The 10065-nt window shown below is 60.1% G+C and carries 12 protein-coding genes and 1 pseudogene; 11 read left to right on the forward strand and 2 right to left on the reverse strand.

The window, feature by feature from the left end:
* Positions 1–55: 55 nt before the first annotated feature.
* The 10 genes from Q7J58_RS07350 to Q7J58_RS07395 all read left to right on the forward strand — a co-directional run bounded on the left by Q7J58_RS07350 (position 56) and on the right by Q7J58_RS07395 (position 8141).
* Positions 56–1258 carry an NAD(P)/FAD-dependent oxidoreductase gene (locus tag Q7J58_RS07350; protein WP_304825528.1) on the forward strand — a complete coding sequence of 401 codons (1203 nt, stop codon included), beginning with the start codon at positions 56–58 and terminating at the stop codon, positions 1256–1258.
* 24 nt (positions 1259–1282) lie between these two features.
* Positions 1283–2200: a polymorphic toxin-type HINT domain-containing protein gene (locus Q7J58_RS07355; RefSeq protein ID WP_304825530.1), complete on the forward strand. Its 918-nt coding sequence runs from the start codon at positions 1283–1285 to the stop codon at positions 2198–2200.
* A 63-nt stretch (positions 2201–2263) separates the two neighbouring features.
* A complete protein-coding gene (locus Q7J58_RS07360; RefSeq protein WP_304825533.1) occupies positions 2264–2902 on the forward strand; it encodes a hypothetical protein in 639 nt (212 codons plus the stop codon).
* 23 nt (positions 2903–2925) lie between these two features.
* The gene (locus Q7J58_RS07365) at positions 2926–3660 is read left to right on the forward strand and encodes a hypothetical protein (protein ID WP_304825536.1); all 735 of its coding nucleotides are present in this window, start codon (positions 2926–2928) and stop codon (positions 3658–3660) included.
* A 132-nt stretch (positions 3661–3792) separates the two neighbouring features.
* Entirely contained in the window at positions 3793–5049 is a 1257-nt protein-coding gene (locus Q7J58_RS07370; protein WP_304825539.1) for a hypothetical protein, read from the forward strand.
* A gap of 13 nt (positions 5050–5062) precedes the next feature.
* Positions 5063–5452 carry a hypothetical protein gene (locus tag Q7J58_RS07375; RefSeq protein WP_304825542.1) on the forward strand — a complete coding sequence of 130 codons (390 nt, stop codon included), beginning with the start codon at positions 5063–5065 and terminating at the stop codon, positions 5450–5452.
* Positions 5453–5619: 167 nt separating this feature from the next.
* Positions 5620–5814, forward strand: a complete 195-nt coding sequence (locus Q7J58_RS07380) for a hypothetical protein (RefSeq protein ID WP_304825545.1) — start codon at positions 5620–5622, stop codon at positions 5812–5814.
* 218 nt (positions 5815–6032) lie between these two features.
* Entirely contained in the window at positions 6033–6245 is a 213-nt protein-coding gene (gene rpsU / locus Q7J58_RS07385) for a 30S ribosomal protein S21 (RefSeq protein ID WP_011484193.1), read from the forward strand.
* 119 nt (positions 6246–6364) lie between these two features.
* A complete protein-coding gene (locus tag Q7J58_RS07390) occupies positions 6365–6826 on the forward strand; it encodes a GatB/YqeY domain-containing protein (RefSeq protein WP_304825570.1) in 462 nt (153 codons plus the stop codon).
* 172 nt (positions 6827–6998) lie between these two features.
* Complete coding sequence (locus Q7J58_RS07395) at positions 6999–8141, forward strand: ABC transporter substrate-binding protein (RefSeq protein WP_304825583.1); 1143 nt, start codon at positions 6999–7001, stop codon at positions 8139–8141.
* A gap of 23 nt (positions 8142–8164) precedes the next feature.
* Here Q7J58_RS07395 and Q7J58_RS07400 read toward each other — a convergent pair whose 3' ends face one another.
* Together Q7J58_RS07400 and pmbA are read right to left on the reverse strand one after the other, a co-directional pair.
* A complete protein-coding gene (locus Q7J58_RS07400) occupies positions 8165–8353 on the reverse strand; it encodes a hypothetical protein (protein ID WP_304825573.1) in 189 nt (62 codons plus the stop codon).
* Between the two features lie 22 nt (positions 8354–8375).
* Positions 8376–9842 carry a metalloprotease PmbA gene (pmbA, locus tag Q7J58_RS07405; RefSeq protein ID WP_304825577.1) on the reverse strand — a complete coding sequence of 489 codons (1467 nt, stop codon included), beginning with the start codon at positions 9840–9842 and terminating at the stop codon, positions 8376–8378.
* A 111-nt stretch (positions 9843–9953) separates the two neighbouring features.
* On the opposite strand from pmbA, the pseudogene Q7J58_RS07410 reads away from it, so the two are divergent.
* Positions 9954–10065: pseudogene (locus Q7J58_RS07410) on the forward strand (ribosome biogenesis factor YjgA); the annotation flags it as partial.

Here is a 10065-nt window from a genome sequence, read left to right on the forward strand (position 1 = left end):
TGCGCGAGCGCGGCGGCGGGTTCTTGCAGCAGGCCGCCCGCATACACTGCGGCCCATGGAAAATTTTGATGCGGTGATCGTGGGCGCCGGTGCTGCCGGGTTGTTTTGTGCCGGCGTGGCGGGTCAGCGGGGTTTGAAGGTGCTGGTGCTGGACCACAGCGAGAAGGTGGCTGAAAAAATCCGCATTTCGGGCGGTGGCCGGGCCAACTTCACCAACCGCGACCTCGACCCGCACGCGCCCCACAAACACTTCATCAGCCTGAACCCCCACTTCTGCCGTTCCGCGCTGTCGCGCTACACCCCGGCAGACTTTGTGGCGCTCATGCAGCGCCACCAGGTGCCGTTCCATGAAAAACACAAAGGCCAGCTGTTTTGCGACCGCTCCGCCGACGACCTGATCCAGATGCTGCTGCGCGAGTGCGAAGCCGGTGGCGTTCAACGCTGGCAGCCCAGCGGCGTGAAAGCCCTGCGCGTGGCGGGCGATGGCGGCTACCAGATCGACACCGAGCGCGGCACCGTGACCAGCCGGTCTGTGGTGATCGCCACCGGCGGCCTGTCCATTCCCAAGATTGGCGCCACCGACTTCGGCTACCGCGTGGCCCAACAGTTTGGCCTGCGCCTGGTGGAGCCGCGCCCCGGCCTGGTACCACTCACTTTTGATGCGCAAGCCTGGGCGCCGTATGCGCAGTTGTCCGGTCTGTCGCTGCCGGTCCACATTGAAACCGGCGACAAGAAAAACCGCATGGCATTTGCCGAAGACCTGCTGCTCACCCACCGAGGGCTGTCAGGCCCCGCCGTGCTGCAAATTTCAAGCTACTGGCGCGAGGGCACACCCATCCGCCTCAACCTGGCTCCTGAAACCGACCTGCCAGCGGCCTTGGCGCGCGCCAAGGCCACGTCGCGCAAGCTCATTGCCAACGAACTGGCCACCCTGGTGCCCAGCCGCCTCGCCGACGCCTGGGTGGCGCAAGACGCCGACTGGCAGCGCCCCGTCTGCGACGCCACCGACAAGGCGCTGACCCGCCTGGCAGAGCGCCTCTCGCGCTGGGAACTCACCCCCACGGGAACCGAAGGCTACAAAAAAGCCGAAGTCACGCTCGGTGGCGTGGACACGCGCGACCTGTCTTCGCAAACCATGGAATCCAAACAACCGGGGCTGTATTTCATTGGCGAGGTGATGGACGTAACCGGTTGGCTAGGCGGCTACAACTTCCAATGGGCCTGGGCCAGCGCGCACGCCTGCGCGATGGCGCTGTAAGCGTTTTTTTGAGGGAGGAAAACCATGAGCTATGTGCATTTTCTGGACGTGTTCAACGCCAAGGCAAGCCTGTGGGAACAGGCGACTCAGGCGGTTCAGCTCAAGAACGGTTTCATGGAGTCGGCCCGCCACGCCATGGCAGACGCCCATGCCGCGTTGCAATTGAGCATGACCCTGCCCACGCGCACCTTTGATGAATTGCTGGTCATGGCCAATAAGAAAGGGCTATTTGGCAATGCTGCGTACACGGATGTGATGACGCAAGCGCAGCAGGAGATGAAGGCAAGGCTGGACTTGTCTCAAATGAAGAATATTGGCTGCTTTGTTGCAGGGACTTTGGTGCATACCAGGGAGGGGCTCAAGCCGATTGAACAAATTCAGGTCGGTGATTGGGTGTTGTCAAAACCCGAATTTGGGGAGGGTGAGCAGGCTTACAAGCTCGTGACCAAGACAGTTTCTTTTGATGAGAAAGAGGTATGGACAATTGCAATTTCTGAAAAAGATGTCACAGATCCTAGTGTTGAAACCTTCTACCATAGTAAGGAGTGCACTCGAATCGTTGCTACTCCGAATCATCCGTTTTGGGTGGTTGGTAAAGGCTGGACCGCGCTTAGAGATGTGAGTCTTTATGATCGGTTGTTGTTAGAAAATGGACGAATCGCCATTATCTATCAACATATGAATCTTCACAGATACAAGTCCTCAAAGAATATTGCGTATTGTGGTACCGGTTCGGGCATGAACGAAGGATATTTGTTTGATTTTTCGTTGGAATCTCATGTGGAGTTTTGTGTTCCCGAGGAAACTGTTCCAGAGCCAATTGAGGTTGACTTTTATAACCCTCAAACTTACTTTTATACGACTGTTTATAACTTTGAGGTAGAAGATTTCCATACCTATTACGTAGGAACCAAAGGCGTTTGGGTGCACGACACCAATTGAATTGCGCTGAAATGTTCGAATCAATCTTAGCACCTACCGTCCATCGAACCTAATGAATGCCTTATGAACCCCATTCAGCATGCTCGCGTGTCTGCCCGTCGTTGGGGTGGTGTGCCTGATGATTATGTGGCGATTCATGCCCTGATTGACAGTACCAAAATGCTGTGTACTGATAATCGGCATCGTATTTTGCACACCTTTTGGGCGGTGCAAGAAGTGGTCATTCCAGTGTTTGGGCACACCATGCACAACAGCGCCGGGCGCGAGGTGGACATCAAAGACATCTGCGAAAAAGACCATTTGCTGCCCGATTTTCAGCATCGCTTTATTCCCACGCTGAGCGATTTTGTGGCGGCGATGGACGACATTCCCACCAAGGGCCTGGTCCAGCGCGTCGAGCGGTTTCATGCCGATGTGGTGCAAGACGCGGCGATGTCGGCGCGGCTGTTGTCGCCCTTGGCGGCCACGGGGCGCTTGGCCTCCTTGCTCATCACCCACAACAGTTGGTTTGTCCACACCATCTTGCCCATGATGGGGCACCATCGCCCTGCGCTGATGAACTTGATGCCGCCGAGTTGCGTCTTCGATGCCATGCGGTTTGAACTGTGGATGGACAATGGCTCCGATCTGCCACCCAGCGCCCGAAGACTGCCGTCCGCTGCACCCAATACTTTGGTTTCCCCCGTGTCATTACGTGCTTAAATATTTTTCCGAAAGGTATTGCGATGTCTGTTTTTGTAATTAGACACTTTGATTTCGCCTACAACGACGAATGGTACATGAAAGATGGAGAGTTAGGACGAATCAAAGCTGTTTTTGACAATAGAGCCAGCGCCGAAGCCGAACTTCAAAGGCTGGTGGTTAAATTCATGCGGGCTGAAGAATTGTCAGGCCATGAAGTTTTTTGTGAACCAGAAGAAGAATTGATGGGCAAGCTCAATGCCTTTTGCTTGGAACGCTGTGGTGAAGCATTAACCGACGAGTACGGTGACGCCTACCAAATACCTTCAGGCTTGAATGATACCGATGTATTCGAGTTGGCCAAGTTGGCTGACTTTATGTCCTATCAAGTGGTAGAAGTTCCTGATGGCGGAGGATTTGTGGCCCTGTGGTTGCCTGCAGAAGAGCGATATGTGGGTAGTTACGATACTGAAATGATCTATCACCCATCTTCAGAACCCTTCATGAGCGATCTGCCTGATCAACTTTATGAAGCTTTTCCAGTCGAATGGTGTGGTGGCTACGAAGACATCAGCCACAGCCCGTTGCTGTTGCGCCAATTGATCGCTTCACAGCCGGAATACTTTTCATACGACGAAGCAGAACAGCGGTTATCCCTTAAGAAAAGTACATGGCAACTTCCGGGCGCACAGGTCTTTGCTCTGAATGCCTTGCTGAAAACCCCTGTGTTTGAGGTGCGCCAGTTGAGCGTGGAGGAATTGGTAGAAATGGGTGCTTAAACGCTTGGGCATCAAGCGCTGGATGGGTCATTGCAAAAGTGCCTGCCCGAAAATGCGCCGCTGGTAGCCCAACAGTGCCGAAGGTACGCCTAATGGACCCTCTCGGCTCCACACATCAAAAGGAGGAACCCCATGAGCTATGTGCATTTTCTGGACGTGTTCGACCCGGCGGGCCTGCCCGCCGGTCTGTCAGACCGCGAAGCGGCCGAACAGGCGCGCCAAAAACGGCTGACCGAGCCCAGCCCGCGCCTGCTGGCGCTGCTCACCCGCATCCGCCAGCAGCCCCCGGACATCACCGTCAACGTGGTGGGTGGCCAGGACCAGCAGCCGGTGGAATGGGTGGCGGGCAACCCGCCTCGGGTGCAGGGCAAAGGGGCCCACTGTGCGTTGTGGACGCTGGTGCTGCCGGTGGACGACGATTTTGAAGCCTTGCAAGAGGCGGTGCCGCTGCTGCAAGCCCTGGCCTTGGCGCGGGGCTTGCGGGTGTACGACGCGGCGGCGGAGGCGTTTTCGCAGCCTGCACCCAAGCCCGAGCCGGTTGCCGGGCCTGTGGTCGATGGCAAAGAACTGCCAGGCCCCAGCGACATTCTGATCTTGCAGCCCCTGGCTTTTTTCACCACCTTGGACGAAGTCCTGCAACGCCAGCCCGGGATGGACATCTACCAGGTGGTACGCGGTTTTCTGCGCGAGCCCAAGGAATACCGTTACGGTTGCGCTGACACGGGGCGCCTGTTGACGCGGCTGCTGCAGACATATCCCTTTGAAACCCACGGGCACAGCGTCTGGGGCGGCCGCCATCCGCAGCATGAGCCGCTGTTTCGCAATGAGGGCGTGCGCCTGATCCGTGTGGCACCCGAACAGTTGGAGGCGGTGCTGCGGCAACTGCTGCCCCTGGCGCGAGAGTTGTTTCTGTCGGTGGCCGTGCCCGGGTTGAACCTTTACGTGGACCGCAGAGGCGATCCCAAAGATTTCAAGGCGCATCCCTTGGCGCTGCTGGAGACACTGGACCCGCAGTGGCGCGAACACCGCATGCCGCAAGACAAAGTGGACGCGCTGTTTCAGCAGGCGCTGTCCAAGGTCTTGCACCCCCATGGGTTTCGCGTGCTGGACGAAAAAGGGGCCTATGTTTTTGCGTTTTGGCGGCCATTGCGCATGGGCGGTGGCAGGCAGGTGATCAGCTATGGGAGGGGGGGGCTGAGAGTCGAAGTACAAAGTGAACGCTACTTGGGCGTGGAACTAGCGGTCTTTCCGACAGCTGGATGGAGCTCAGCAGCCGTTGCCAAGTTGACGCTGTCTGCGGAGCGCCAACGCGACAATGCCGATTGGGATACCTACCCGGGCCAGGGGGGGGGGGGTGGCCTCGCCGGAACACATCCTCTGGGCCGTTGAAGACATTCAACGCTTGATCCTTCCAAAATTGGATGCTCTGCAAACGGCCGAAGATCTGTGGAAACAGCGTTGCCCGCCAGTTGAGTACGAAGGGGGTTTTCCGGGGTTGGCGGACTTGGCGCGCGCCGTGGCTTGGTTCGGGTCCGTGAACATGCACATGGATGTCATGAGCGATTGGCTCTATGCGGCACGGGTGTTACCTGAGGAAGACTACGAGCAATTGCTCGGCGCTTGGGAGTTGGCTTCGCGCAAGGAGGTCACCGCCGATGTGATCAAACCCCCTCAAACCGAGCGCGACCTTCCAGGCATACGCGAGAGACGTGAGCTGTCCGCCCAGAACGTTTCGAAGTACGCAGCCGTTTTAAGGGCGTTGCCGAGAACACCCTGGGATGGGCCTTTGTGATCGATTGGAGAGACGGGAGCTTATGAAAATGAAGGTGAAGAAACACGCTTGGTTCGGTTCTGCTGGCTTCGTGGCCAAGACGCGACCATCTTTGGGTGTCTTGGGAACCTGGTTGGCGCTAGGGCCTTGCGTGGGCCAACACAGATGCGGCCGGGACGGCCTCCACCGTGCCGGACCTGTCGGGCGTGGGGCGCGTGCTGGGCATGATGCTGTTTGCCTACCTGGCGCTCAAGTGGTTCAACCACAGACAAGACCACGATGCCGACGGGTCGCGCGGGTTTCTGGGGCTGCCGGTCAAGCCTTGGGTGGTGTGGCTGGTGGTGATCGGTGGCCTGGCGCTGCTGATGGTGCGCTCGGGCTGATGGCATGGGGACCGCATACACGTCAGACAACGCCTGTGTCTGCCCGCACAGTGCCTGCATGCCCTTGTCGGACTGGCGCGAGACGCTATAATCTGCGGCTTTGCTGGCAAAACCCCGTCGGCCCATACTAGTTAACAGGCGGGGAACTTTGCAGAAATGACGGCTGGGCCCGATCTCCCGGTCATCCTCTTTTTGCGCATTCTGGAATTTCCTCTTCAATGACGACCATCCGTGTAAAAGACAACGAACCCTTCGACGTCGCTCTGCGCCGCTTCAAACGCACCATCGAAAAACTGGGCCTGCTGACCGATCTGCGCGCCCGCGAGTTCTACGAGAAGCCCACCGCCGAGCGCAAGCGCAAGAAGGCTGCAGCCGTCAAGCGCAACTACAAGCGCATCCGCGCCATGCAGTTGCCTAAAAAGCTGTACTGAAATGGCTGTGCTGCCCGGGGCAACCCGGCAGCCACCCAAAAAGCCCGCCAGAGGACGCTCGTGCGGGCTTTTTTGTTTTTCACCGTCTCTCTTCATCCACCGCACACCGGAGCAATGCCATGAGCCTCAAAGAACGCATCACCGAAGACATGAAAGCCGCCATGCGCGCCAAAGACAGCGAGCGCCTGGGCACCATTCGCCTGCTGACCGCAGCTATGAAGCAAAAAGAGGTGGACGAGCGCGTGGAACTGACCGACGCGCTGGTGGTCGCCATCGTGGACAAGCTGATCAAACAGCGCAAAGACAGCATTGAAGCCTTTACCAAGGCCGAGCGCATGGACCTGGCCGACAAGGAAACGGCCGAGTTGAAGGTGCTGCAGGCTTACCTGCCCGCGCGCCTATCGGCCGACGAGGTGCTGACCGAAGTGAAGGCCATCGTGGCTGCTCTGAGCGCCGAACTCGGTCGACCCGCAGGCCCTGGCGACATGGGCAAGGTGATGGGTGCCGTCAAGGCTCAGCTGGCGGGCAAGGCCGACATGGGCGCTGTATCGGCTGCCGTGAAGACCGCGCTGGCGGGCTGACCCCACCGGGTGCAGAGCGCGCCCTTCCAAATCTTCAACACATTCTCAGGGAAGACCCCCTGGCGCAGTCCGCGTCCAGTTCCTACATTGGCGCCACCACCACAAGGCGCCCATGATGAAACGCGTGATATTTCTGATTCCCCTGCTGCTGTGCGGCTGGCTGGCTGGGGCGATGCCAGCCACCGCTCAGACCGTGCAACCCGTGAAGATCGGCGTGATCGGCCCCTTCACCGGCCCCTCTTCCGACTTCGGACAACCCATGCTGCACGGCATTGAGTTGGCCGTACAAGAAATCAATGCCGTCGGCGGTTACCTGGGGCGGCCGCTCACCCTGGTGGTCAAAGACGACCAAGGCAACCCCGATCTGGGCCTGCAAGGAGCACAAGCGCTGGTCGAAGAAGGCGTGATCGCCACCATCGGGTTTTGCAACACCGGCGTCGCCATGAAAGCGCTCCCGGTGTTCCAGAAAGCGCAGTTGCCGCTGATCGTGCCGTGCGCCACCGGCACGCCCATCACTTCGCAGTTCCCGGCGCCGCAGAGCTACATCTTTCGAACATCGGCCCGCGACGCCATCCAGGCGCCGTTTGTGGTGGAAGACCTCGTCAAGCGCGGATGGACCAAGGTCGCCATCTTTGCCGATCAGACCGGCTATGGCGAGGCAGGCCTGAAAGATGTGCAAGCCGCCCTGGCCCAGCAAAAACTCGAAGCGGTGTATGTGGCGCGTTTTGCCTTGGGCGTGAAAGACCTGCGCGAACCACTCAAGGCTGCGCGCGAGGCCGGTGCCAACGTGGTGCTCAGCTACACCGTGGGCCCAGAAAACGCCGCCATCGCCAATGGCCGGCGCGACCTGGGCTGGGCCGTGCCGCAGGTGGGGGCCTGGCCGCTGTCCTTTCCGTTTTTCATCAACGGTGCCAAACAAGCCGCCGAGGGTGCGCTGATGGCGCAAACCTTCATTGCCGAGCCCAGCAACGAGCGGCGCGCCGCCTTCCTCAGCGCCTACGCCCGCAAATACCAACAACGCATTGCCGTGCCCATGGCCGCCGCCCAAAGCTACGACAGCACCTATTTGCTCGCCTACGCGCTGTTGGGCATCCGCAACGGGCAGTTCAGCGGCCCGGCGGTGAAGGCCGCACTTGAAAACATTCCGCGCGTTTATTACGGCATAGTGGCCACCTACGAACGCCCGTTCAGCCTAGACGACAAGGACGCTATCAGCCAAAACATGCTGGTGATGGGCAAGGTCAGCAATGGTGCGGTGACCTTTGCCTACCCAGCAGACGCCAACCGCAATTTGTTTGTACAGCGCAAGCGCTAGCGCAGCAGCACGGAAGCTGCCCGTCAAGCCAGAATCAACACCGTCCCCCACACCGCCAGCGCCGCCAGCAAGCCCAGCGCCACCCCCACCGCCAAGCGGCCGCGCGTCTCTTCCCAGTGGTGCGCTTCGTCGCTGCGCTTGCCCCACACAATGGCCCACACCACGCCCGCCACCAGCAGACTGCCCAACAGGGCCAGGGCCTCGGGTCGCACGGTTCAGGAGCGAAAGCTGCGCTCAGCTGCCGGCAATTTTCATGCGGTTGATGAGGATGGAGCCCACGGTTTTGGCACCGTAGTTGTAGGCGTCGGCGCCCACGGCCTCAATGCCTTTGAACATGTCTTTGAGGTTGCCGGCGATGGTGATCTCGTGCACCGGGTAGGCGATTTCACCGTTTTCCACCCAGTAGCCCGAGGCGCCGCGCGAGTAGTCGCCGGTCACATAGTTCACGCCCTGTCCCATCAGCTCGGTGACAAACAGGCCACGGCCCAGCTTCTGGATCATGGCCTTCAGGTCGTCGCCGGGTTGTGTGAGGCGGCTGGTGAGGGTGAGGTTGTGTGAACCACCCGCGTTGCCGGTGGTGCGCATGCCCAGCTTGCGTGCCGAGTAGGTGGACAAAAAGTAGCCCTGCACCCGCCCACCCACCAGCACTTTGCGCTTGGCCGTGCGCACGCCTTCATCGTCAAAAGGCGCGCTGCCTTTGCCGTTGATGAGGTGCGGGTCTTCCAGAATGTCAAGGTGCTTGGACAGCACGCGCTTGCCCAGGCTGTCGCCCAGAAATGTGGTCTTGCGGTACAGCGCACCGCCGCTGGTGGCTTGCACATAGGCGCCCAGCAGGCCGGCAGCCAGGGGCGATTCAAACAACACCGGGCATTCGGTGGTGGCAATCTTGCGGCCATTCAGGCGCGCCAGCGTGCGTTCGGCGGCATAGCGGCCAATGGCTTGCGGACTCGCCAGTTCTTCGGGCGAGCGCATCGAGCTGTACCAGAAGTCGCGCTGCATGTTGGCGCCCTTGCCAGCAATGGGCGCCACCGACAGGCTGTGGCGCGAGCTGGCGTAGCCACCGCTGAAAATGCCGGGCACGCCGCGTTCGCCGCCACGCATGTGGGCACTGAAAAAATGCGACTGCTGGGCCGACACGCCCGCGCCCTCGCTGTTGTTGATCTTTTTGCTGGTGGCAAAAGCCGCGGCTTCGCAAGCCAGCGCGATTTGAGCCGCTTCTTCAGAGCTGATGGCCCAGGGGTGAAACAGGTCCAGGTCGGGGTAGGTGTCGGCCACATCGGCGGCGTCGGGCAGGCCGGCCACCGGGTCTTCGGCGGTGAAACGGGCAATGTCAAACGCTGCCTGCACCGTCTGTCGGATCGCGTCGGGCGAAAAGTCGGAAGTGGACGCATTGCCCCGCTTCTGGCCCAGGTACACCGTCACGCCCAGCGACTTGTCGCGGTTGCGCTCCACGTTTTCCAGCTCGCCCTTGCGCACGGACACGCTCAGCCCCGCGCCCTCAGACACCTCCGCCGCCGCATCGACCGCACCGAGGTGCTTGGCGTGCGACAGCGCCAGGTCCACCAGCGCTTCAAACTGGCTGCGGGCGTACTGAAAGCCCGCCAGTGGGGCATGCCCGCTGCTGGGCGCTGCGGCCGGGCTGGTGGAGGGTGTGGATGGTGTCGCGCGAGCGCGTGCCGGGGTGTTGGATGCTTTTTTCATGTCGGCGGCTATGATACTTGCCGCCCCCTACCGGCTGCTGCGCGCCGCGCAGAAGCCTCATTCAGTTGCGGTCAGCGTCACCGGCCTGACCCACCAAGCACCCAGGAATTCATGTCCCGCAAACCCACCAAAGGCTATTTCGTCCGTGGCCAGTTCGTCGCCATCGGCAGCGAATTGGACCTTGAGCTCAAGCGCGAGCTCAAGGGCTCGGTCGACATGAGCA

This window comes from Hydrogenophaga sp. (assembly GCF_030656115.1).
Lineage (GTDB): Bacteria > Pseudomonadota > Gammaproteobacteria > Burkholderiales > Burkholderiaceae_C > Hydrogenophaga.

Excerpts from the sequence above, each read along its gene's own strand:
- Q7J58_RS07350 (WP_304825528.1), top strand. The coding sequence starts at position 56 with ATGGAAAATTTTGATGCGGTGATCGTGGGCGCCGGTGCTGCCGGGTTG.
- pmbA (WP_304825577.1), bottom strand. The coding sequence starts at position 9,842 with ATGAAAAAAGCATCCAACACCCCGGCACGCGCTCGCGCGACACCATCC.
- Q7J58_RS07355 (WP_304825530.1), top strand. The coding sequence starts at position 1,283 with ATGAGCTATGTGCATTTTCTGGACGTGTTCAACGCCAAGGCAAGCCTG.
- Q7J58_RS07395 (WP_304825583.1), top strand. The coding sequence starts at position 6,999 with ATGCCAGCCACCGCTCAGACCGTGCAACCCGTGAAGATCGGCGTGATC.
- Q7J58_RS07360 (WP_304825533.1), top strand. The coding sequence starts at position 2,264 with ATGAACCCCATTCAGCATGCTCGCGTGTCTGCCCGTCGTTGGGGTGGT.
- rpsU (WP_011484193.1), top strand. The coding sequence starts at position 6,033 with ATGACGACCATCCGTGTAAAAGACAACGAACCCTTCGACGTCGCTCTG.
- Q7J58_RS07390 (WP_304825570.1), top strand. The coding sequence starts at position 6,365 with ATGAGCCTCAAAGAACGCATCACCGAAGACATGAAAGCCGCCATGCGC.
- Q7J58_RS07365 (WP_304825536.1), top strand. The coding sequence starts at position 2,926 with ATGTCTGTTTTTGTAATTAGACACTTTGATTTCGCCTACAACGACGAA.
- Q7J58_RS07370 (WP_304825539.1), top strand. The coding sequence starts at position 3,793 with ATGAGCTATGTGCATTTTCTGGACGTGTTCGACCCGGCGGGCCTGCCC.